This window comes from Cellulomonas xiejunii (assembly GCF_024508315.1).
Classification (GTDB): Bacteria; Actinomycetota; Actinomycetes; order Actinomycetales; family Cellulomonadaceae; genus Cellulomonas; species Cellulomonas xiejunii.
This window is the reverse complement of record NZ_CP101987.1, coordinates 286,470-307,233: the sequence shown is the minus strand read 5'-3', so window position 1 is coordinate 307,233 and position 20,764 is coordinate 286,470. Positions and strand designations below refer to the sequence as shown.

The following is a 20,764-nucleotide window of genomic DNA, read 5'->3' as shown; positions in this document are numbered from 1 at the left end:
CGCGGGGAGCAGGAGGAACCGTCGCACGTCACGGGCGGCACGGTTCGCCCCCCGACGTCCGTGCCGGAGCACACCCTACGGGGCGGGCGAGGGCAAGGGTGCCCGATTCGCGGCGCGTTCCGCGGCCGCAGGCGCCGACGCGGATTCGGGGTGCGCCGGGGCGGACCGACCGTCTAGCGTCGCCGCTCATGAGCGAGGACCTGCGAGTGAGCGAGGACCTGCGAGGACGGACCGCCGTCGTGACCGGCGTGAGCCGACGGCGCGGCATCGGCTTCGCGGTCGCCTCCCGGCTGGCCCGTGCGGGCGCCAACGTGTTCGTCCAGCACTGGGCCCCGCACGACGCGGAGCAGCCCTGGGGCGGCGACGACGTGCCGGCGGTGCTCGCGGCGCTCGAGGCCGAGCTCGTCCCGGGCGCCCGCCTCGCCGCGACGAGCCTGGACCTCGCGGCGCCCACGGGTGGCGAGGAGCTCGTCGCACGCGCCGTCGACGCGCTCGGTCACCTCGACGTGCTCGTCGCCAACCACGCACGCAGCGGCGGTGACGGCACGCTGGCGGAGCAGACCGCCGAGACGCTCGACGCCCACTGGGCCGTCAACACCCGCTCGACGCTCCTGGCGACCAAGGCGTTCGCGGCGCAGCACGACGGACGTCCCGGCGGACGCGTCGTGTGGATGACGTCGGGGCAGGTGCACGGTGCGATGCCGCACGAGATCGCGTACGCGGCGTCGAAGGCGGCGCTCGCGGGCGTGACCGCCTCGGTCGCGCACGACCTCGCCGACCGCGGCATCCTGCTGAACACCGTCAACCCCGGGCCCGTCAACACGGGCTACCTCGACGTCGACGCGCAGGCGCGCTCCCCTGAGGAGCTGGCCGCGATCGTCGCGCACTTCCCCGGCGGCCGGTTCGGCGAGCCCGACGACCCCGCGCGCCTCATCGAGTGGCTCGTCTCCGACGCCGGCCGCTGGGTCGTCGGCCAGGTCCTGTCCACCGAGGGCGGCTTCCGCCGCTGACCCGCCGCTCGTCGCCCGGCAGGGTGACGAGCGGGTGATCCTCCGCCCGCCCGAGGCTGACGGAGCACCCCACACCTGGACGAACGGCGCGTCGCCCCCGAAGGTGGGCAAGGTGGCAACGTCGACGCGCACCGGCACGTCCGACGTCCTGGTGCGCACCACCGCAGTCCTGTTCACCGTCGGCGGGGTCGCCGCGACCCTGCTCTCGCTCGACGTCATGCGCGTCGTGGGCACCGACGGCGTCCCGTTCCTGGTGCTCGCGCTCGCTGCCGTGGCGACCGGACCGGTGCTGCTCGCCCTCGGGCCACGGATCCCGGCGCGGGGCATCGCGGCCACCGTGCTCGTCGGTGCCGCCGTGCTGGGCGTCGGGACGGCGAGGTCCCCCACCCTCGCGCTCGCGATGGCGTCCGCGGCGATGGCCATGCTCGTCGCGATCGAGTCGATGCTCTTCCTGCGGCGGGGGGACGCGTGGGTCCTGGTCACGGTCGCCGGTGCGTGCCAGGTCGTCCCGTTGCTGGCGGTGCACCGCGTGCCTGCGCTGGTCTGCGCGGCGCTGGTGGTGCTGTGGGTGGGGGTCGCGTGGGTGGTCGGCGTGCTCGCCCGGCACGCGTCGACCGCGGGGGTCGACGCCCTCACGGGCCTGGCCGACCGGCGCGCCTGGGACGCCGCGCTCGAGCACGCCGTCGAGCGCCGTGAGCGCCGCGCCCAGCCGCTGTCCCTCGCGCTCGTCGACATCGACCACTTCAAGCTCGTCAACGACGAGCGCGGGCACGCGGCGGGTGACGAGCTGCTGCGGGAGACCGCGGACGCGTGGCGTGCGCTCGACGTGCCCGGCATGGTGCTGGGACGGCGGGGCGGCGACGAGTTCGCGGTGCTGCTGCCCGGGGCGACCGGGCCGCAGGCGCTCGCCGTGGCGGACCAGCTGTGCGCCGCCGCGCCGGCGGCGGTCTCGTGCGGGGTCGCCGAGCACGTCGAGGGCGAGACGGTGGCCCAGGTGCTGCGCCGCACCGACGCCGCCCTGTACGCCGCCAAGGCGGCCGGGCGGGGCCGCACGGTGCTGGCCGAGCGGCGCCGCAGCCGGCTCGTCGACGACCTCGCGCGCGCCCTGGCGGCCGACGAGGTGCGGGTCGAGCTGCAGCCGATCGTGTCGCTCACGGAGCGCAGCGTGGTCGCCGTCGAGGCGCTGGCGCGCTGGGACCACCCGCGCCTCGGCCCCGTGGAGCCGCTGGAGTTCGTGGCCGCCGCGGAGGACGGGGGCGTGATCGACCTGCTCGGCGCCACGGTCCTGCGGCGCGCGTGCGCGGACGCCCACGTGCTGCAGGAGGCGTGGGGGCGGCCGGTGACCCTGGGCGTCAACGTCTCGGGGCGCGAGCTGGTGGGGCAGCGCTACGCCGACCGTGTGCTGGCCGGGCTGGATGCGGCCGGCTGGCCGCGGACGCAGTTCGTCCTGGAGGTCACCGAGAGCGTCGTGGAGGCGTCCGGGCCGGCGGCGCTGCGCGCCCTGCGCGCCCTGCGGGAGGACGGCGTGCGCGTGGCGATCGACGACTTCGGCACCGGGTTCTCGTCCCTCAGCCGTCTCGACGAGCTGCCGGCCGACTTCCTCAAGCTCGACCGGCAGTTCCTGACGTCGCTGACGACGTCGGCCCGGCGCACCGGGATGGTCCGCGCGCTGCTCGACCTGTGCGCGGAGCTCGACATGCTCGTGATCGCCGAGGGCGTCGAGACCGCCGAGCAGGCGCGGCTGCTCGCGGACCTCGGCTGCCCCGCGGCGCAGGGCTACCACTACGGCGGCCCGATGCCCGTGGCGGAGCTCGCGGCGAGGTCGTGGCGGACGGACGACGCGGTCCCGCCGGCGGCGTCGGGCGGGTGACGGGCCGACCCACCGACTACACGGCGCGCACCGCAGCCGAGCACGCGCGGCTCCTGGCACACGTCCGCCGTACGGGCACCCCCCGCGGAGCGCACGACGTGACCATCGCGGCGCACGCCGCCGAGCACGGACGTGCCGTGGTCTCGCTCGACCCGCGAGCGAGGTTCGACGACCTGCCCGGCGTGCTCACCGCCACGCCGTGACGTCCACGGCTGCCGGCGCGCTCACGCCACCCCTCGACCGGTGCCGGGGCCGCCGGTAGCCTCGCGCCCGTGACGGCGGACGAGACGGCGCAGGGCTCCGCGCAGCCCCCCGGCCTGGACACCTCCCGCTACCGGTTCACGGCCGATCGTGCCGACGTCGACCGGCCGACCGTGCACCGCTGGCTGTCCGAGCGCTCCTACTGGGCCCGCGGCCGCGCGGCCGACGTGCAGGACGCCGCGATCGACGCGTCCCTGTGCTTCGGCGTCCTCGAGCGGGCGTCCGGCCGGCAGGCGGCGTTCGCGCGCGTCGTCACCGACGGCGCGACGTTCGCGTGGCTGTGCGACGTGTTCGTCGACGAGGCCGAGCGCGGCAACGGCGTCGGCACGGCGCTGGTGGCGGGCGTCGTGGCGCACCTCGACGCGATGGGCCTGCCGCGCGTGGCGCTGGCCACGGCCGACGCGCACGGGCTGTACGAGCGCTTCGGGTTCTCGGCCACGACGCCGGGGATGTACATGGCGCGGCTGCGCGAGCCGCGCGACGCGACACCCGACGCCACCTGACGTCGCGCCACATCACCTCACGGCCAGGACCGCCTCACCCCTCCGTCGCGTACGCGCGCGACTGCATCGCCCACAGGTCCGCGTACCGCCCGCCCGCGGCGACGAGCTCGTCGTGGGTGCCCTGCTCCACGACACGGCCCTGGTCGAGCACGACGATGCGGTCGGCGAGGCGCACGGTCGACATGCGGTGCGTGACGAACAGGGTGACGCCGCCGACCGTCGCCGCGACGTCCGCGGCGACCTCGCGGTACGCGTCGACGAGGCGCTGCTCCGCCATCGCGTCGAGTGCGGAGGCGGGCTCGTCGAGCACGAGCAGCAGCGGGTCGGTGCGCATGAGGGTGCGCGCGAACCCGATCCCCTGCCACTGCCCGCCCGACAGGTCACGCCCGTCCGCGTAGGCGTTGCCGAGCACGCCGTCCGGCCCGATCTCGGCCACGAGGGCACCGACGTCCGCGCGCGCGGCGGCGTCCGCCACGGCCTGCGGCGAGTCGACGTCCGCGAGGCGTCCGACGCCCACGCTGTGCTGCAGCGACAGCTCGACCCGCGCCAGGTCCTGGAAGAGCGCGGCGGTGCGGGCGCGCCACGCGGCGGGCTCGACGTCGGCGAGGTCGACGCCCTCGACGACCACGCGCCCCGCCGTCGGCCGGTACAGCCCTGTGAGGAGCTTGAGCAGCGTGCTCTTGCCCGCGCCGTTCTCCCCGACCAGCGCGACCGACGTGCCGGCGGGCAGGTGCAGGTCGACCTCGCTCAGGGCCGCGCCGTCCGCGTCGGGGTAGCGGAAAGTCACGCCGTGCAGGTGGATGCCGTCGCCCGTGCGGGCGGGCACGGGCGCACCGCCCGCGGGCGCGACACCGGCGGCGACCTCGGCCTCGAACGCGAGGAACCGGCGCAGCCCGACCGCGGCGCGGTGCACCGAGCCGAGCAGCGCGATGCCCGTGGCCATCTGGACGCTGAGCTGCGTCGCGAGCGTCACGGTCAGGACGACGTCACCGGCGCTCGCCCGGCCCTGACCGGCCAGCACGAACACCCCGACGACGGCGGCGATGTACCCGAGCCCGAACACCAGCTGCCCGACGGTCCGCAGCAGCGCGTACCGCACGTCGGCGCGGGTCATCGCGTCGTCGTACCGCCCGAGCAGCGCGCGCTGGCGCGCGAGCAAGAAGTCGGCGCCGCCGCTGAGGCGGATCTCCTTCTGCGACGCCGGGCTCGTCGCGAGCCGGCGCAGGTGCCGGATGCCGCGCGTCGTCGGGGACTGCGCCTCGCGGACCTGCTCGAGGTGCGTCTCGGCGCGTCGGCCCAGCAGGACGGGGACCACCGCGACCCCGGCGAGCAGCAGCAGCCACGGCGAGACGGTGCTCAGGACGAGTGCCGTGAGCAGCACCTGCACGGCGGTGGCGCCCAGCTGCAGCCCCGACTGCACGGCCGTGCGCACCTGCATGACGTCCTGGCGCAGCAGGTCGACGCGGTCGGCGAACGCGGGGTCGTCGGTGCGGTCCAGGTGGTCGGTGCCGTTGACGAGCCGCACGAGGTCGCGGTTGAAGCGCTCCTCGAGCAGCTCGGCGAGCGCGAAGTACGACAGGTGCGCGAAGTGGCCGAGCATGAGCTCACCGGTCAGCGCGAGACCGGCGACGACGGCCCAGACGACGGCCGTCGTGCCCGCGCCGTCGAGCACGGCGTCGACGAGGCGCCCCGCCGCGACGGCCATGAGCGGCGTCGCCACCGAGCCGGCGACGAGCAGCCCGCCGCCGACCAGCAGGCGGCGACGGTCGAGCCGCCACGCGATGGCCAGCAGCCGCCCCAGGGCGAACAGGACCTCGTTCACGGTGCCACCTCCACGTCGTCGTCGGCGTGCCCGGCGGCCGGGCCCGCAGGGGGCGACCCGTCCGTGAACCGGCGCGCCTGCACCTCGAACATCCGCGCGTACTCGCCGCCCAGGGCGACGAGCTCGTCGTGCGTCCCGGCCTCGGTGACGCGGCCGCCGTCCAGGACGACGATCCGGTCGGCCCGGCGCACGGTGGAGAACCGGTGCGAGATCACCAGGCTCGTGACGCCGCGCGTGAGGTCGAGGAACGTGTCGTAGAACTCCGCCTCGCCGCGCGCGTCGAGCTGCGCCGTCGGCTCGTCGAGCACCAGGACCCCCGCGCCGTGCCGCACCGCGAACAGCGAGCGCGCCAGGGCGACGCGCTGCCACTGCCCGCCCGAGAGGTCCCGCCCGCCGGGGACCGCGCGCGTCAGGGGCGTGTCCAGGCCCTGCGGCAGGCCGTCGAGCCAGTCACCGAGGCCGACCCGCCGCAGCTCGGCCGCCACGCCCTCGTCGTCGTCGACGTGCGCGATCGCGCCCATCGCCACGTTCTCGCGCAGCGTCAGCTCGTACCGCAGGAAGTCCTGGAACGTGGCGGCGAAGGTGCGCTGCCAGGCGTCGGGGTCGAGCCCGCGCAGGTCCGTGCCGTCGACGAGCACGGACCCCGCGCCGGGGGTGTACATGCCGGTGAGGACCTTGACGAGGGTCGTCTTGCCGGCGCCGTTGACGCCGACCAGTGCGGTCGACGTGCCGACGCGCAGCTCCAGGTCGAGACCGTCGAGCACCGGCCGGTCGGGGGTGTACCCGAACCGCACGTCCCGCAGCGCGATCTCGCGCGCGGGACGCAGGACGGCGCCGTCGGCCCGGGCGGGTGCCCCCGTGCGGCGGGCGGCGTCCTCGAGCTCGAGCATCGCCTCCCAGGCGCTGCGCCCGTAGACGAGCTTGACGTCGGACTCCGGGAAGATCACGCCGAACCGTCCGCACAGCGCGACGGCCTGGACCGCGATGCTCACGGCCGCCACGTCCGCCCCGGAGCGTGCCACGAGCAGCAGCGCGACCACCGACCCCACGGCCGCCACCAGCGCGTAGACGACGAACGGCGCCCCGTAGACCTCCCGGCGCCACCGCCACGTCGGCTCCAGCACGGCACGGTTCTCCGCGACGTACCGGTCCTCCAGCCACCCGACGAGCCCCAGCGTGCGGATCTCCTTGGCCGCCCGCGTGCCCGTCGCCAGCTCCCGCACGTACGTGACGCGGCGGCGCAGCGGCCCGAACGAGCGGATGAGCCGGCCCCAGCGGAAGAACCCCTCGGTCTGCCCGACGCGCGCCACGAGCGCCACCGCCAGCGCTGCGGCGGCCGCACCCGGCCCGACGACCACGGCGAGCAGCGCGACCGCCCCGACGAGCTGCGTGTAGCGGGCGGTCAGCGCGAGCGCCCCCTCCAGCGCGGCGCCCGGCGTGAGCGTCCACTGCTCGAACGCCTCCTCCGCCTGCGCGAGCCGGTCCGCGACGTCCGGCCGCTCGAGGCCCGCGAGCGTGGCGCCGTGGAACGCGAACGACGTCAGGCGCTCGATGCAGGCGGCGTCGACGCGGCGCTGCACCTTGCGCGACAGCACGAGCTGCACCGGCGCCAGCAGCTGCTGCACGACGAACGCCACCAGCGCCACCGCGAGCCACCCCGTCGCGGGCTCGCCGGTCACCACACGCTGCAGCGCGAAGCCCGTCCCCGCCATGAACGCGACGGGCGCCGCGCCGGCGACGACGTGCACCGCCAGGGTGAGGGCCACCAGCCCCGGGCGGGCGTACGGCAGCAGGCGGCGCAGGTGCGCGGCGGCCTCGCGGCGTTGCCGCCACCGCCGCCCGAGCCCTCGCAGCGTGGGACGCACGGCGTCCGCGTCCGTGCCCGCGTCCGTGCCCGCGTCCGTGCCCGCACCGCTGTCCGTCGTGCTCGTCACCGTCTTCGCCCCTGCCTGCCGCCCGACGTCCCCCGCCGCAGGCGCGAACCTAGGGCCGCCAGGACGCGCGGGACAAGACCAATCGGCGCATCCCGGGCCTGCGCGCCGGCGACGGCCGGCGTGGCGCGCAGCTCAGGCCGACTGCCAGGCGAACCCGTGGACCGTCGGGTCGCCGTCGCGCGTGAACCACGCGAGGGTTCCGCAGTCGTCCCACATCGCCCCCAGGGCGTCGTCCGTGTCGAGCTGCAGCAGCAGCGACCAGCGTGTCACCTCGGACACGATCGCCTCGCGGTCGGGGTCGGCGGCGCCGGCCGCGCGCAACGCACCCTCGGCGACGTCGTGCTCGACCGGGCCCTGAGCGGCGTGCGCGTGGCCGCCGACCTGGTGGCGCGGCTCAGCCGGCCAGTCCAGCAGCGCGTCGGTGAGCGCGTCGACCGCCGACCGGTCGTCCTGCGACAGGCCGGCCAGCCGCTCGAGCGCCTCCTCGACCACCGGCAGCTCCCGGCACGGGAACGTCAGGACACGACGCGCCGTGCAGCGCACCTCGCGCAGCCGCGGCACCCGCTCGTCGGGCGGGCTCCGCCGCTGTGCCGCCACGCCCTGGGGCACGTGCAGGACCCGCGAACCGGCCGCCGACCCGGGGTCGAAGATGCTGACGACGCCCTCGAAGTCGTCGTACGAGCCGTCGAAGAAGAAGAACAGCAGCCGCCCCGACGCCGGGACCGCCACGCCCGCGCCCGCGAGCGCCGCGCAGTCCAGCTCACCGACGTAGCCGAGCGGCCCGTGCCCCTCCCACACCGGCCAGGGGACCCCGTCGGGCAGGTCGGGATCACCGCCGAGGCGCGCCACGACCTCGTCGTGCGGCGCGGCCGGGACCAGGCGGAGCGCCGGCAGCGCCCAGGCGAGCCACTGGTCCACGGCGTCCGCCGGCAGGTGCCGCGCGAGCATCGTCGCGGCCGCCCGCGGTCCGTACGTCTCGTCGTGCGGGAAGCGCGCGCCGGAACCGGCCGGGGTGCTCACCGCTCAGAACGCGTGGATCGGCTCGGCGCGCTCGCGTCGCGTCAGGGCGGCGACGACCCGCGACTGCCCGTGCCGGGCGACCGCCAGGCGCACGAGCAGGTCGCGCACGGGGTCGAAGACCTCGTCGGGGAACGTGGGGGTGTCGAGCCCGACGCTGGCCGCCAGGTCGTCGGCGTGCACGACGACCTCGACCATGCGGGTGAGCAGGAAGTCCTCGCGGCGCAGCGCCCAGCCCGCCCACGACACGGGCACGACGTCACGCGCCGCGCCGCTGGCCACGGCGTCCCGGAACGCGTCGCGGTGGGCGGTGATGCGCTCGTGCAGCGCCCCCGGGCCGTCGAGCGCGGCCGTCTCGTCGCCGCTGCGGTCGTTGACGGGGTCCTCCGGCGCGGCCGTCGGCCACGCCGACCGGGCGTAGTGCTCGTCGGCGTCGGCCAGGACGGGCAGGTCCCCGGGGTCGCTGGTGACGGCCTGGGCGGCGCGCAGCACCTGGTTGCCCAGGTGGACGGCCAGCCCGCCGACGCCCAGGCCAGGCAGCGCGCTCGGCCCGGACCACCGGACCGCCACGTCGGGCTGCTGGACGAGGGCGAGGACCGCGTCGGCGGCCAGCAGGAAGGCGTCGTCACGGGTCATGCCGGGAGTCTGGCAGGGACGCCCGGGGGCCGGAAGGCCTGCTGGGCCGACGCACCGGGCGACCTACCCTGTCCCGGTGCCGGCACGCGTGCTCGAGACCCTGCTGCCCGAGCGCCTCGGACGTCCGTTCCGCTGGCTGCTCGCGTCGTCGTGGTCCTCGAACCTCGGCGACGGGATCGTGCTGGCCGCCGGTCCCCTGCTCGTCGCGTCGCGCACCGACGACGCGTTCCTCGTGGCGCTGGCCGCGCTGCTGGGGTGGCTGCCACCGCTGCTGTTCGGCCTGTTCGCGGGGGCCGTCACGGACCGCGTCGACCGGCGGCGGCTGGTCATGGCGATGGACGGCGCGCGCGTCGTGGTGCTCGCCGCGCTGGCGGCCTGCGTCGCCGTCGAGGCCGCACCGATCTGGCTGATCCTGGCGGCGTTGTTCCTGCTCGGGACGGCCGAGACGTTCGCGGACAACGTGAGCGGCACGCTCGTGCCCATGGTCGTGCGTCGTGACGACCTCGTGGTCGCCAACGCGCGCACCCAGGCCGGGTTCATCGGCCTCAACCAGCTGGCGGGCCCGCCGGTGGGAGCGGCGCTGTTCGCCGCGGGCCAGTGGTCGCCGTTCGCCGGGGCGGCGGTGCTCATGGCGGCCGGCGTCGTGCTCGTCTCCCGCGTCGTCCTGCCCGCCCACGGCCGCGCCACGCAGGAGCGGTCCACCGTCCGCGCCGACATCGCCGAGGGCCTGCGGTGGACGTGGCACCACCCGGCCGTGCGCACGCTCGTCCTGACGATCCTCATCTTCAACGTGACGTTCGGCGCCGCGTGGTCGGTGCTGGTGCTCTACGCGCAGCAGCGGATCGGGCTCGGCGACGTGGGCTTCGGCCTGGTGACGACCACGCAGGCGCTCGGCGGGCTCGTCGGTGTGGCCGCGTACGGGTGGCTGACGGTGCGCGTCAGCCTCACCGCGATCATGCGGGTGGGCCTGGTCCTGGAGACGCTCACGCACCTGGCGCTGGCCCTGGCCACGAGCCCGTGGGTGGCGATGCCGGTGTTCTTCGTGTTCGGTGTCCACGCGTTCGTGTGGGGGACGACGTCGATCACCATCCGGCAGCGGGCCGTGCCGCACGCGCTGCAGGGACGCGTGAACAGCGTCAACCTCATCGGGACGTTCGGCGGCCTGGTGGTGGGCGCCGCGATCGGCGGGTGGCTCGCGCAGCAGTGGGGGGTGACGGCGCCGTTCTGGTTCGCAGGCGTCGGGTCCGCGGTGTTCGTCGTGCTGATCTGGCGGCAGCTGCGGCACGTCGCGCACACGGACGCGCAGCCGGCGACCGGCGCGCCGCAAAGCGCGTGACCTGCGCGGAGGGTTCTGGCAGGGTCGGGCACGTGGACGACGTCGACACGACCCCAGCCCTCCGGATCGCGACCCCCGAGCGCCTGACCCCGGAGCGCACCGAGCCGCCGCACCGCGCCGACGAGGCGGGCACGCTGCTCGGGTTCCTCGACTACCACCGCCGCACGCTGCTGCTCAAGACCGACGGGCTAGACGCCGACGCCCTGCGCCACCGGCTGCCGCCGACGACCATGACGCTCGGTGGGCTGCTCAAGCACCTGGCGATGGTCGAGGACAACTGGTTCACCGAGGTCTGGCTCGACGAGCGCGTCGAGCCGTGGGCGTCGGCCGACTGGAAGGCGGACCGCGACTGGGAGTGGAACAGCGCCGCCGAGGACACCCCGGAGGAGCTGCGCGCCCTGTGGGACGCGGCGGTCGCGCGCTCGCAGCAGACCCTGGCGGCGGCGCTGGCCGCGGGCGGGCTCGACCAGGAGTCCCGCCGACGCCACTACGGCACGGGTGAGCCCGTGACGCTGCGCTGGATCCTCGTCCACATGATCGAGGAGTACGCGCGGCACAACGGCCACGCGGACCTGCTGCGCGAGGCGGTCGACGGCGCGACGGGCGAGTAGGGGCGCGTGTCGGTGGTGCGCGGCAGGATGGCGCCGTGGCCGACGACCTGCCCGAGCTGCTGCTCCCCGACGCGTCCGCGTGGCGCGCCTGGCTGACCGAGCACCACGCCCAGCCGACGGGCGTGTGGCTCGTCCTGCACAAGAAGGGCGGCGACGTCACGACGCTGACGTACGTCCAGGCGGTCGAGGAGGCCCTGTGCTTCGGGTGGATCGACGGGCAGGCCCGGCGGCGCGACGCGCACAGCAGCTTCCAGCGGATGACGCCGCGGCGTGCCCGCAGCGCGTGGTCGGCCGTCAACGTGGAGCGTGTCGAGCGCCTGGAGCGGGAGGGCCGCATGCAGGACGCGGGCCGCGCCCAGGTCACCGCGGCGCAGGCCGACGGCCGGTGGGAGGCCGCCTACCGCGGCCCGGCGACGATCGAGGTCCCCGACGACCTGACGGCGGCGCTCGACGCGGTGCCCGCGGCCCGCGCCTGGTTCGACGCATTGACCTCCGGCAACCGCTTCGCGGTCATCTCCCGCATCGGGCAGGCCAAGCGCCCCGAGACGCGCGCGCGTCGCATCGCCGGCTTCGTCGCCGACCTCGCGGGGGGCCGCACGCCCTACCCGCAGAAACGCCGTCCCGACGCCCTCTGACACGCCTCGGAGGAGAACGCTTGCCACGCCTGTTTCCTGCTGATGGAGCAGCTGCGCACGGGTGCGTGACGCGGCACCGCGATCCGACGCGGAAGTGGTCACATCCGTACCGCCGGGGCTCGGGAAGTGGTCGCAGGTGTGACCACTTCCGCCGTCGGTCGCGGGTCGGGCCTCACGTGGTGGTCGCGGCGAGCAGCGCGTCGAGCACCGGCTGCTGCCCGACCACCAGGAGCGGACGCGCCTGCTCGACCGGGAACCACGCGGCGCGGTCCACCTCGGGCACGTCGATGCGTCGGCCGGAGCGCGGCGGCCACTCGACCTGGGCGGTGCTGATCCCCGGCCGCGTCGTCAGGTCGGGGCACGCCGGGTCGTCAGGGGACCCGACGAGCGCGGCCGGGACCTCGACGGCCAGGACGTGCACGACCTTGCCGGAGGTGTACCGGAACGTGCCGAGGTCCACCGCCGGACCGTCCGGCGGCGGCACGCCGAGCTCCTCGGCGAACTCGCGGCGGGCCGCCGTCTCGACGTCCTCCCCCGGTTCCACCAGTCCCTTGGGCAACGACCACGCGCGCTCCTGCTTGCGTGCCCAGAACGGGCCGCCCATGTGCGCGACCAGCACGTGGGCGTCGGCGCCGCGACCGTGGTGCAGGAGCAGGGCGGCGCTCACCAGGGGCATGACGCCATCCTGCGGCCGGTGAGCGCCCGGCGGAAGTCCTCTGCCGTCTCGGCGGTCCACACCACCGTCGACGAGCAGGGTCGAGCCACCCGCCTGAACGTGAGCCTCGCGCCGCGCTGACGGCCGGGCCACGCCGGCGGGTGGCCCGCCCTCAGACCGTGACGGACAGCGCCGCGCCGATCTCACGCACGAACGCGTCCAGGTCGTCCGGGGTGCGCGACGTGACGAGCCGGAACCCGCCCGCGTCGTCCGCGACGACCTCCTCGTCGACCCAGGTGCCGCCGGCGTTGCGCACGTCGGTGGTCAGCGACGGGTACGACGTCAGGCGCTTGCCCTGCACCAGGCCCGCCTCGACCAGCAGCCACGGGCCGTGGCAGATCGCAGCGACCGGGCGTCCCGACGACGCGAACGCCCTGACCAGGGACACCGCCTCGCCCTGCAGGCGCAGGCTGTCGGCGTTGAGGGTGCCGCCGGGGACCAGCAGCAGGTCGTACGCGTCGGGGTCGACGGCGCCGAGCGTCGTCGTGGGCTGCACGGTGCGGCCGGGGTCCTTGTCGCCGACGAGCGTCTCGATCGGGGCGTCGTCGACCGCCGCGACGTCGACGGTCGCACCGTCGGCGCGCAGGCGCTCCACCGGGACGACGAGCTCGTCCTGCTCGACGCCGTAGTTGGTGACGACGGCCAGCACGCGGCGGCTGCTGAGGTCCGTGTCGGACATGTGTGCCTCCTCGTTCGTGGGGGGGAACCCGGGGTGGCCGGGCGTCCGCCACCGTAGGCACGGGGTACCGCGACCCGCACCCGGAGGCCGCCCCGCGGTCTGTTGCGGCGCCTCGGGGCCGGGCGGACACTCGACAGGAGGCGAGCCTCGGGGGGACGTGCTCGGCCCTGCGTCTCGCGTGCTCGGCTCGCGAGAGGACCCGTCGATGAGCAGCACCACGCGATCCACGGCAGCGGCGGGCGAGCCGGAGCTCGTCCTGTCCCCCCGCACGGTGTACGTGATCTTCAGCGCCCTGCTGGCGGCGATGTTCCTGTCGGCCCTCGACCAGTCGGTCGTGAGCACCGCGCTGCCCACGATCGTCGGCGACCTGCGGGCGGCCCAGCACGAGGGCTGGATCGTCACCGCCTACCTGCTGGCGATCGCGATCGTCATGCCGATCTACGGGAAGATCGGTGACCTGCGCGGACGCCGGCGGCCGTTCCTTCTCGCGGTGGCGATCTTCGTCGTCGGGTCGACGGGCTCGGCGCTCTCGCAGAGCTTCACCGACCTCGTCGTGTGGCGGTCCGTCCAAGGCCTGGGCGCCGGCGGGCTGGTGATCCTCAGCCAGGCGATCATCGCGGACATCGTCTCCGCGCGGGACCGCGGCAAGTACATGGGACCGATGGGTGCGGTCTTCGGCGTCGCGACGGTCGCCGGGCCGCTCCTGGGCGGCTGGTTCACCGACGGCCCCGGGTGGCGGTGGTGCTTCTGGCTGAACGTGCCGATCGGGCTCGTGGCTCTCGCGGTCGCGTGGTTCCGGCTGCGGCTGCCCTCGCGCACGCCGAGCGCACGCTTCGACCTCGGTGGGGCCGTCCTCATGGCGGCCACGACCGCCGGCATCGTCCTGTTCACCAGCTGGAGCTCCATCACGCCGGAAGGCCGGTACGACTGGGGCGACCCGCTGCTCCCTGGCCTCGTGGTGCTGACCGTCGTGGCCCTGGCCGCGTTCCTCGTCGTCGAGACGAAGGTGGCGGACCCGCTGATCCCGCTGCGACTGTTCCGCAGCCGCACGTTCTCCGTGTCCGTCACGATCGCCCTGCTGTTCGGCATGACGATGTTCGCGGCCCTGTCGTTCCTGCCGACGTTCCTGCAGATGGCACGCGGGTACGACGCCACCGACGCGGGGCTGCTGATGCTGCCGATGACGGTCGGCCTGATGATCACCTCGCTCGGGTCCGGCGTGCTCATCTCCGCGCGCGGGCGCTACAAGATCTACCCGATCCTCGGCATGGGCATCGCGACCGTGGGGCTCGCGCTGCTCACCCGGCTGACGCCCGACATCTCGATGGTGACGTTCGGCGCCATGATCTTCGTCCTCGGCCTCGGCCTGGGCTTCGTGATGCAGACCATCGTCATCGCCGTGCAGAACGCCGTGGCCCCCGACCTGGTCGGTGTCGCGACGTCCACCAACAACTTCCTGCGCGAGATCGGCGCGGCGGTCGGCACGAGCGTGTTCTCCACCGTCTTCACCACGAACCTCACGACCCGGCTGGCCGACGCCGTGAAGGACGCGCCCCCGGGTGACGTCCCGCAGGGCTTCGGCGCCGACTCCCTGACGCCCGAGCTCGTCCAGCGGCTGCCGGAGTCGCTGCGCGAGATCGTCGTCGACGCGTACACCGACGCGCTGGCGCCTGCGTTCTGGTACCTGGTGCCGCTGGGCGTCATCGGGTTCGCGATCGCCTTCCTCATGAAGGAGGTCGCGCTGTCCGACAAGGCCGGGCTGGTCGCGCGGGGTGCCGCCGTCACACGCTGAGGCCGCCACGCCGTCGAAATCACGGGTCGTCGCGCGTCATGGAGGTGAACGGGCACAGTGGGTGCCCCGGGACGTGCTGGAGGCGAGATGACGACGACCACCTACCTGCTGCTGCTGTGGGGCGACCCCGACGCCGACTTCGACGTGGCGGCCGCGTACGCCGAGACCACCGAGCATCTCGGCGGGTACTACCGGGTCCGCACCGCGGACCCCGACGCGGCCGGCGTCACGGTGGGTGCACCGTGAAGCTGGTGGTCCTCGTCTACGAGGACGAGGAGACGTACCGCAGCGCCGACGCCGCAGGGCGCGCCCGGTACGTCCGTGGGCACGAGGAGTTCGCTCGTCGGGCACAGGCGGCCGGCGTGACGATCCTCGCGGGCGAGGCCCTCACCGGGGTGGCGTCGGCACGCACCGTCCGGCACACCGGGGACGTCACCGACGTCACCGACGGGCCCTTCGCGGAGACCACCGAGCAGCTCGGTGGCTTCTACCTGGTCGAGGCGCCCGACGAGCGCACGCTCGTCGACCTGGTGCGCCTGCTGCCGGAGACGACGCACGAGATCCGGGAGTGCGTCGAGCCGTGAGGTCGGACGCGACGCCGCCCCCGTCCACCGGCGCGCCGGGGGCGGACGTCACGCACGCCCTGGGCGCCGCGTGGCGCGCGCACTGGTCGCACGTCGTCGCGCTGCTCGTCGCGCAGTTCGCCAGCCCCGACCTGGCCGAGGACGCGGCGGGTGACGCGTTCGAGGCCGCCGCGCGCACCTGGCCGCGCGACGGCGTGCCCGCCAACCCCGGGGCGTGGCTCCTGACGTCCGCGCGCCGCCGGGTGCTGGACCGGCTGCGCGCGCAGGCGGTCCACCGGCGCAAGGAGCCGCTCATGGTCGTCGACGACGAGATGCGCGCACTGGCCGCCGCGGCGCAGGACCCCGGCGCGCACGTCGCCGACGAGCAGCTGCGCCTCGTCCTGACGTGCTGCCACCCGGCGCTCGCCCCGGCGGACCGGGTCGCGATGACGCTGCGGTTCGTCGTCGGGCTGGGGACCGCCGACATCGCGCGCCTGCAGCTGGTCCAGCACACCGCGATGTCGGCGCGGCTCACGCGGGCCAAGAAGCGGCTGGCGACCACGGGCGTGCCGTTCGTCGTGCCGCCGCCCGGGCAGCTCGCCGAGCGGCTCGACGCGGTGACGACCGTGCTCTACCTGCTGTTCACGGCCGGGTACCAGCCCGCCGACGTCCCGGGCGGCCTGCGCGTCGACCTGGCCGACGAGGCCGTGCGCCTCACGCGCGAGCTCGACCTCCTGCTGGGTGGCTCACCGCGCGTGCGGGTGCTGCTCGCGCTGATGCTGCTGCAGCACTCCCGGCGGGACGCGCGCCTGGACGACGACGGCCGCCTGGTGCTGCTGCCCGACCAGGACCGCGCGCGCTGGCACACCGAGGACATCCGGGAGGGCGTCGCGCTGCTGGCCGCCGTCCCGGCGCTCGACGGGCTCGCGGAGGACCACCGGCTGCAGGCGCTCGCGGCGGCCGAGCACGCGACGGCCCCGACCGCGGCCGACACCCGGTGGGACGTCATCGCGCGTCTCTACGCGCAGCTGGAGACCCGCACCGGCTCGCCGGTCGTGCGGCTCGCGCGCGCTGTCGCGGTCGCGGAGGCCGACGGCCCGGACGCGGGCCTGGCGGTCCTCGACGGCCTCGACGACGCCCTCGCCCACCACCACCGGCTGCCCGCCGTCCGCGGTGAGCTGCTGCTGCGCGCGGGCCGCGGCGCGGACGCCGTCGCGGAGCTCGAGCGCGCGCTCACGCTGGTCCCGGACACCGCCGAGCGCCACCACCTCCAGGCACGTCTGGCGGAGGCGCGGTCGGCGACGCCCTGACCGGGCCACCCGTCAGCGCACGCGCGGGCTCCCGCCCGCACGCCGCCGCACGGCCAGCCGGGTGCGTGCCGCCAGACCGGGGACCTCCGCGACGTCCCGCGCCCGCGTGACGAGCGTGGCCACCTCGTCCGCGAGGCTCGGCAGGTCCGCGTCGGGATCGACCTGCAGCGTCGAGACGAGCACGTGGCGTCCCGCCTCGCGGTCGATCACGCTGCGCGCTCCCACGACGCCGGGCAACCGACGAGCCTGCTCCGCGACGTGCCCCCCGAGCGCGGACCCGTCCAGCGTGAGTCGCCCGTCCGCACCCGACCCGGGCAGCCGCAGGGTGCCGACGCGCGGCGACGCGAGGTGCGCCGCCAGCCACCACAGTGCGAGCAGCGCGAGCACGACCCCGCAGGCGGCAGCGACCCCGCCGAACCACCCGGTGTCGACGACCTCCTGGACCCGCCGGGGGTCGAGCACGTCGGGGGTCTGCGGCCACACGTCGCGCAGCGTCCCCGTCCACCACAGCACGGCGGCGACGCCCACGACGACCAGGGGGAGGCCGACGACGAACGCGACGACGCGGTTCAGCCCGCGCAGCCCGCGGTTCACCGCGCACCGCCGCTCGCCGCGTCGTCGTCACGGCGCGCGCGCCGGCTGTGCACGACCACGCGCGGGGCGTCGGCGAGCGCGCCGAGCCGCTCGGTGACGGCGGCCTGGATGCGCTCGTCCGTCCCGGCGTCGCCGTCGGTGGTCGCGTCGACCCGGACGGTGCGCCGCCCCCAGGTGCTGCGGACGTCGAGCACGCCGTCGACCTGCGCGGCAGCACCGGACGCGAGCCGCGCGACGTCGACGCCGAGCAGGTACTGCCCGCCACCGGCCGCCAGCGGGATCCCCGGGCGTCGCCGCCGGGCCAGCGCGATGACGAGGAGCCGCAGCCCGGCGAGCGCGAGGACCAGCCCGACGAGCGCGACCTGCCACGTGGGCCTGATCTCGCCGACCGCGTCGGCGGCCGCCACGACCCACGGCTCACCCCCGAGCACCCCGAGGGCCACGAGCCCGTCGTGCACCAGCACGACGGCGACGGCCAGCACGATCAGGGCCAGGACGACGCCGACCCAGCCGACGGCCCCGACCGGGCGGGGCGGTGCGAACGGCACGGGCTCGACCGCTGCGGGCGCGTCGGCGGCCGGGGCGCCCACCGGCGCGTCGACGTGCCGGGCCCGGGCGCCGCGCGCCTCGGTGGCCGCGCTCATCGCACACGCTCCGCGACCAGGGGCGCGGGGTCGGTGACCGCCACGACGCGCACGTCGACCCGGTCGGCCCGGACCCCGGCGTACCGCAGGACGGCGTCCTCGACCGCGTCCCGTACCCGCCGTGCGGTGCCGGCCGCGGGCGCGGGCCACGCGAGCGCGACGTCCACCTGGACCTGCGCGCGCGTGCCGTGGGTGTGCGCCGACGCGTGCGGCAGGTCGCGCCCCAGCAGGCCGGAGGTCGTCTCGACCACCCCGTGGACCCGCGAGGCGGCGGCCCGGGCGACCTTCTGCACGACCCGGTCGCTCACCGTCAGCGTGCCGCGCGCCTCGGGTGCCGTAGCGGGCGGGACGTCGGCCACGGCGACGTCAGCCACGGCGACGTCAGCCACGGCGACCACCGCCGGTGAGGACGGACGCGTCGATCCGGCCCTCCACGACCGCACCCACGAGCCACCCGACGGCGCCGAGCACGAGGGCGAGCAGGAAGCCGTTGAAGCCGCCGACGACCGCCGCGAGGGCGAGCAGCAGCCCGGTCAGCAGACCGGCAATGGACAGGGACATGGGGTGCTCCTCGGTTCGGGACGTGCGTGGTGCGGGCGGACGGTCGTCCGGGGATGCGGTGGTGCGGAGATGCGGTGGTGCGGTGGTGCGGCTAGGGCACGAGGTCGTCGATGGCGACGTGCACCTCTCCGCCGACGGCGCCACGCACGGCGCGGTGCACGGCAGCGGCGAGCTCACGCAGGTCACCGCCGAGCAGGGCCACGACGTGCACGTCGATCGACGTGCCGTCCGCGGTGCTGCGCCTGCGCACGCCCGCCACGCGTCGCCCGGGCAGGTGGGTGGCGATCTCCCCGAACGCCCCCGGGTACAGGCCGGCGACACCGGGCACCGCGAGCGCCGCCGCAGCGGCGAGCTCGGCGAGGTCCGGCGGCGCGAGGTCCGGCGGCCCGAGGACCGGCGGCGCGAGGTCCGGCGGCCCGAGGACCGGCGGCGCGAGGTCCGGCGGCCCGAGGACGGGCGGCCCGGGGACCGGCGGCCCGGGGACCGGCGGCCCGAGGTCCGGCCCGCCGAGGGCCGGCGGCACCGGGTCCGTCGTCATGCGACGCGCGGCTGCGGTGCGGGCTCGGGCTGCGGGTCGTCCTGCGGCAGGTGGACGTCGTTGACGGAGATGTTCACCTCGATGACGCGCAGCCCTGTCATACGCTCGACGGACGCGATGATGTTGCGTCGCACGCCCTCGGCCAGGTCGACGACCGACACGCCGTACTCGGCGACGAGGTCCACGTCGACGGCGGCCTCCTGCTCGCCCACCTCGACGCTGATGCCCTGCGCGTGGTTGGTCGTGCCGCCGGGGATGCGCTCGCGGATCGCGCTGAACGCGCGTGCGGTGCCACCACCGAGCGCGTAGACGCCGGCGACGTCGGAGGCGGCGATGCCCGCGATCTTCGCGACGACGCCGTCGGCGATGGTCGTCGTGCCCAACTTGGTCTGCAGGGGTGTCGCGCTGGAGTGGGGCGCGCCGCTGGTGCCGCTGTTGCCCACGCGCGGTGCGCGGTTCTCGGTGACGGTGGCCGGGGTGGTCGTCTGCTCGCTCATCGGTGCTCCTGGTGCGGTGGTCCGGGGTCGTGCAGAGGTCGTCGGCGTCCCGGGTGCCGTTCGGCCGGGGGACGCCGACACTGGGTGAGTGCCCTCCCGCGCGGCATCGTCACGGCAGACGGAGTGTGACCCACGTCACACCGTGCTTCCGGACGCCCCCGCCCCGCCTGCAGCACCACGCGCGCACCCCGCTCCCGCGCAGCCCCCGACCCCGGACCCCGCGAGCTGGGACGACCGCACCGACGACCGCACCGACGACACGCTCGTGGAACGCGCCGGGCTGGGCGACCACGCGGCGTTCGCCACGCTCGTCGCACGGCACGGCGCCGCGCTGTACCGCTACGCCCGGCGCCTCGCCCCGTCGCCCCAGGACGCGGAGGACGCGGTGCAGGACGCGCTGACTGCCGCGTGGCTCGGTGCCGATCGCTACCGCGGAGACTCCAGCGTGCGCACGTGGCTGTTCGGCATCCAGACCAACTGCGTGCGCCGCGCGGCACGCCGCCGGGCGCACGCCGCCGTCCCCGTCGCGGACGACGCCCGCCCCCCGCCGCAGGCACCCGCCGGCGACGAGCCCGTGGAGCACCTGCTCGCGACCGACCTGCGTGCGGCGCTGGACCGTGCGCTCGCGGACCTGCCCGGACCGCAGCGCGCTGTGTGGCTGCTGGTGGAGGTCGAGGGCATGTCCTACGGCGACGCCGCCCACGTGCTGCAGACCACCCACGCTGCGGTGCGCGGCTCCCTGGAGCGCGCCCGCCACTCGCTGAGCAGGAGGTTCGCCGCATGGCGCTGAGGGACCGACCCGGCACGGAGGATCTGCTCGACCTCGCCACCACGCAGCTGCGGCAGCACACCGACGAGGGCTGGGTGACCGTCGGCCCCCGCGGGCTGGCCGCCGCCCTCGGGGCGCTGCGCCCGTCGCAGCCGGTGCGGGGCCGGCACGCCGAGGGCCCGTTCACCGTGACGTCCGACGTGCTGCGGACGTCGCTGCGCACAGCACTGGACCCCGACCCGCGCCTGCGGGTGCGCCGCCTGGCGTTCCGCACCCGTGCCGACGACGCGCTGGACGAGGCGGTCGTCGAGCTGTCGGTCACCTACCTGCAGCCGATCGAGCCGCTGGCCGGGGACGTGCGCCGCACGGTGGCGGACCACCTGCGCACCGTGCTGGGTGACCCCGACCTGCCGGAGACGGTCGTCACGGTGGACCTGCTGGTGAGCGACGTGCACCGCCCGTGAGGC

Annotated in this window: 25 protein-coding genes; 13 read left to right on the top strand and 12 right to left on the bottom strand. The window is 75.8% G+C overall.

All coding sequences use genetic code 11. The annotated features are described in order from the left end of the window. Positions 1-188: 188 nt before the first annotated feature. The 4 genes from NP048_RS01435 to NP048_RS01420 all read left to right on the top strand — a co-directional run bounded on the left by NP048_RS01435 (position 189) and on the right by NP048_RS01420 (position 3,644). Positions 189-1,010: an SDR family oxidoreductase gene (locus tag NP048_RS01435; RefSeq protein WP_227577194.1), complete on the top strand. Its 822-nt coding sequence runs from the start codon at positions 189-191 to the stop codon at positions 1,008-1,010. Between the two features lie 112 nt (positions 1,011-1,122). After that, complete coding sequence (locus NP048_RS01430) at positions 1,123-2,880, top strand: putative bifunctional diguanylate cyclase/phosphodiesterase (RefSeq protein ID WP_227577193.1); 1,758 nt, start codon at positions 1,123-1,125, stop codon at positions 2,878-2,880. Further along, entirely contained in the window at positions 2,877-3,083 is a 207-nt protein-coding gene (locus NP048_RS01425; protein WP_227577192.1) for a type II toxin-antitoxin system VapC family toxin, read from the top strand. The genes NP048_RS01430 and NP048_RS01425 overlap by 4 nt, the downstream gene beginning before the upstream one ends. A gap of 69 nt (positions 3,084-3,152) precedes the next feature. Next, positions 3,153-3,644 (top strand): GNAT family N-acetyltransferase, encoded by a 492-nt coding sequence (locus tag NP048_RS01420; RefSeq protein ID WP_227577191.1) that lies wholly within the window; start codon positions 3,153-3,155, stop codon positions 3,642-3,644. A gap of 34 nt (positions 3,645-3,678) precedes the next feature. On the opposite strand, the gene NP048_RS01415 is transcribed toward NP048_RS01420, so the two are convergent. The 4 genes from NP048_RS01415 to NP048_RS01400 form a co-directional block, all read right to left on the bottom strand. Continuing rightward, on the bottom strand, positions 3,679-5,466 hold the full coding sequence (locus tag NP048_RS01415; RefSeq protein WP_227577190.1) for an ABC transporter ATP-binding protein: 1,788 nt from the start codon (positions 5,464-5,466) through the stop codon (positions 3,679-3,681). Continuing rightward, complete coding sequence (locus NP048_RS01410) at positions 5,463-7,400, bottom strand: ABC transporter ATP-binding protein (RefSeq protein WP_227577189.1); 1,938 nt, start codon at positions 7,398-7,400, stop codon at positions 5,463-5,465. Before NP048_RS01410 ends, NP048_RS01415 begins: the two co-directional genes overlap by 4 nt. Before the next feature lie 132 nt (positions 7,401-7,532). Next, complete coding sequence (locus NP048_RS01405; RefSeq protein WP_227577188.1) at positions 7,533-8,420, bottom strand: DUF1963 domain-containing protein; 888 nt, start codon at positions 8,418-8,420, stop codon at positions 7,533-7,535. A gap of 3 nt (positions 8,421-8,423) precedes the next feature. Continuing rightward, positions 8,424-9,053, bottom strand: coding sequence for a maleylpyruvate isomerase N-terminal domain-containing protein (locus NP048_RS01400; RefSeq protein ID WP_227577187.1), 630 nt, complete (start codon positions 9,051-9,053; stop codon positions 8,424-8,426). Between the two features lie 76 nt (positions 9,054-9,129). Here NP048_RS01400 and NP048_RS01395 point away from each other — a divergent pair, with 76 nt between their 5' ends. From NP048_RS01395 to NP048_RS01385, 3 genes are read left to right on the top strand one after another with little or no spacing between them, the layout of a single operon-like run. Next, positions 9,130-10,389, top strand: a complete 1,260-nt coding sequence (locus NP048_RS01395; RefSeq protein WP_227577186.1) for an MFS transporter — start codon at positions 9,130-9,132, stop codon at positions 10,387-10,389. A 32-nt stretch (positions 10,390-10,421) separates the two neighbouring features. After that, entirely contained in the window at positions 10,422-11,000 is a 579-nt protein-coding gene (locus tag NP048_RS01390; protein ID WP_227577185.1) for a DinB family protein, read from the top strand. A 35-nt stretch (positions 11,001-11,035) separates the two neighbouring features. Continuing rightward, positions 11,036-11,635: a YdeI/OmpD-associated family protein gene (locus NP048_RS01385; protein ID WP_227577184.1), complete on the top strand. Its 600-nt coding sequence runs from the start codon at positions 11,036-11,038 to the stop codon at positions 11,633-11,635. Positions 11,636-11,807: 172 nt separating this feature from the next. On the opposite strand, the gene NP048_RS01380 is transcribed toward NP048_RS01385, so the two are convergent. After that, a complete protein-coding gene (locus NP048_RS01380) occupies positions 11,808-12,311 on the bottom strand; it encodes an NUDIX hydrolase (protein WP_227577183.1) in 504 nt (167 codons plus the stop codon). A gap of 151 nt (positions 12,312-12,462) precedes the next feature. Then, positions 12,463-13,029: a type 1 glutamine amidotransferase domain-containing protein gene (locus NP048_RS01375; protein ID WP_227577182.1), complete on the bottom strand. Its 567-nt coding sequence runs from the start codon at positions 13,027-13,029 to the stop codon at positions 12,463-12,465. On the opposite strand from NP048_RS01375, the gene NP048_RS01370 reads away from it, so the two are divergent. From NP048_RS01370 to NP048_RS01355, 4 genes are all read left to right on the top strand, one after another. Then, positions 13,028-14,821, top strand: a complete 1,794-nt coding sequence (locus tag NP048_RS01370) for an MDR family MFS transporter (protein ID WP_227577181.1) — start codon at positions 13,028-13,030, stop codon at positions 14,819-14,821. The genes NP048_RS01375 and NP048_RS01370 overlap by 2 nt on opposite strands. Positions 14,822-14,908: 87 nt before the next feature. Next, positions 14,909-15,067 (top strand): hypothetical protein, encoded by a 159-nt coding sequence (locus NP048_RS01365; RefSeq protein ID WP_227577180.1) that lies wholly within the window; start codon positions 14,909-14,911, stop codon positions 15,065-15,067. Beyond that, the gene (locus NP048_RS01360; protein ID WP_227577179.1) at positions 15,064-15,405 is read left to right on the top strand and encodes a YciI family protein; all 342 of its coding nucleotides are present in this window, start codon (positions 15,064-15,066) and stop codon (positions 15,403-15,405) included. The genes NP048_RS01365 and NP048_RS01360 overlap by 4 nt, the downstream gene beginning before the upstream one ends. Beyond that, on the top strand, positions 15,402-16,694 hold the full coding sequence (locus tag NP048_RS01355) for an RNA polymerase sigma factor (RefSeq protein WP_227577178.1): 1,293 nt from the start codon (positions 15,402-15,404) through the stop codon (positions 16,692-16,694). Before NP048_RS01360 ends, NP048_RS01355 begins: the two co-directional genes overlap by 4 nt. 12 nt (positions 16,695-16,706) lie before the next feature. On the opposite strand, the gene NP048_RS01350 is transcribed toward NP048_RS01355, so the two are convergent. The 6 genes from NP048_RS01350 to NP048_RS01325 form a co-directional block, all read right to left on the bottom strand. After that, the gene (locus NP048_RS01350) at positions 16,707-17,288 is read right to left on the bottom strand and encodes a hypothetical protein (RefSeq protein ID WP_227577177.1); all 582 of its coding nucleotides are present in this window, start codon (positions 17,286-17,288) and stop codon (positions 16,707-16,709) included. Further along, complete coding sequence (locus NP048_RS01345; protein WP_227577176.1) at positions 17,285-17,932, bottom strand: Asp23/Gls24 family envelope stress response protein; 648 nt, start codon at positions 17,930-17,932, stop codon at positions 17,285-17,287. The genes NP048_RS01350 and NP048_RS01345 overlap by 4 nt, the downstream gene beginning before the upstream one ends. Further along, on the bottom strand, positions 17,929-18,321 hold the full coding sequence (locus NP048_RS01340; RefSeq protein WP_227577175.1) for an Asp23/Gls24 family envelope stress response protein: 393 nt from the start codon (positions 18,319-18,321) through the stop codon (positions 17,929-17,931). The genes NP048_RS01345 and NP048_RS01340 overlap by 4 nt, the downstream gene beginning before the upstream one ends. Further along, on the bottom strand, positions 18,314-18,493 hold the full coding sequence (locus tag NP048_RS01335; RefSeq protein ID WP_227577174.1) for a DUF2273 domain-containing protein: 180 nt from the start codon (positions 18,491-18,493) through the stop codon (positions 18,314-18,316). The genes NP048_RS01340 and NP048_RS01335 overlap by 8 nt, the downstream gene beginning before the upstream one ends. Positions 18,494-18,584: 91 nt before the next feature. Then, a complete protein-coding gene (locus tag NP048_RS01330; protein ID WP_227577173.1) occupies positions 18,585-19,031 on the bottom strand; it encodes an Asp23/Gls24 family envelope stress response protein in 447 nt (148 codons plus the stop codon). Further along, positions 19,028-19,528 (bottom strand): Asp23/Gls24 family envelope stress response protein, encoded by a 501-nt coding sequence (locus tag NP048_RS01325; RefSeq protein ID WP_227577172.1) that lies wholly within the window; start codon positions 19,526-19,528, stop codon positions 19,028-19,030. Before NP048_RS01325 ends, NP048_RS01330 begins: the two co-directional genes overlap by 4 nt. 142 nt (positions 19,529-19,670) lie before the next feature. Between NP048_RS01325 and NP048_RS01320 the strand changes: the two genes are divergently transcribed. Both NP048_RS01320 and NP048_RS01315 read left to right on the top strand, forming a co-directional pair. Continuing rightward, a complete protein-coding gene (locus NP048_RS01320; protein ID WP_227577171.1) occupies positions 19,671-20,318 on the top strand; it encodes an RNA polymerase sigma factor in 648 nt (215 codons plus the stop codon). Further along, the gene (locus NP048_RS01315; RefSeq protein ID WP_227577170.1) at positions 20,309-20,761 is read left to right on the top strand and encodes a hypothetical protein; all 453 of its coding nucleotides are present in this window, start codon (positions 20,309-20,311) and stop codon (positions 20,759-20,761) included. Before NP048_RS01320 ends, NP048_RS01315 begins: the two co-directional genes overlap by 10 nt. Positions 20,762-20,764: the final 3 nt, after the last annotated feature.

Bases quoted from the DNA above. Each gene is read 5' to 3' on its own strand.
- NP048_RS01435 (WP_227577194.1), top strand. From the start codon at position 189: ATGAGCGAGGACCTGCGAGTGAGCGAGGACCTGCGAGGACGGACCGCC.
- NP048_RS01400 (WP_227577187.1), bottom strand. From the start codon at position 9,053: ATGACCCGTGACGACGCCTTCCTGCTGGCCGCCGACGCGGTCCTCGCC.
- NP048_RS01380 (WP_227577183.1), bottom strand. From the start codon at position 12,311: ATGCCCCTGGTGAGCGCCGCCCTGCTCCTGCACCACGGTCGCGGCGCC.
- NP048_RS01370 (WP_227577181.1), top strand. From the start codon at position 13,028: ATGTGTGCCTCCTCGTTCGTGGGGGGGAACCCGGGGTGGCCGGGCGTC.
- NP048_RS01375 (WP_227577182.1), bottom strand. From the start codon at position 13,029: ATGTCCGACACGGACCTCAGCAGCCGCCGCGTGCTGGCCGTCGTCACC.
- NP048_RS01365 (WP_227577180.1), top strand. From the start codon at position 14,909: ATGACGACGACCACCTACCTGCTGCTGCTGTGGGGCGACCCCGACGCC.
- NP048_RS01345 (WP_227577176.1), bottom strand. From the start codon at position 17,932: ATGAGCGCGGCCACCGAGGCGCGCGGCGCCCGGGCCCGGCACGTCGAC.
- NP048_RS01335 (WP_227577174.1), bottom strand. From the start codon at position 18,493: ATGTCCCTGTCCATTGCCGGTCTGCTGACCGGGCTGCTGCTCGCCCTC.
- NP048_RS01330 (WP_227577173.1), bottom strand. From the start codon at position 19,031: ATGACGACGGACCCGGTGCCGCCGGCCCTCGGCGGGCCGGACCTCGGG.
- NP048_RS01325 (WP_227577172.1), bottom strand. From the start codon at position 19,528: ATGAGCGAGCAGACGACCACCCCGGCCACCGTCACCGAGAACCGCGCA.
- NP048_RS01315 (WP_227577170.1), top strand. From the start codon at position 20,309: ATGGCGCTGAGGGACCGACCCGGCACGGAGGATCTGCTCGACCTCGCC.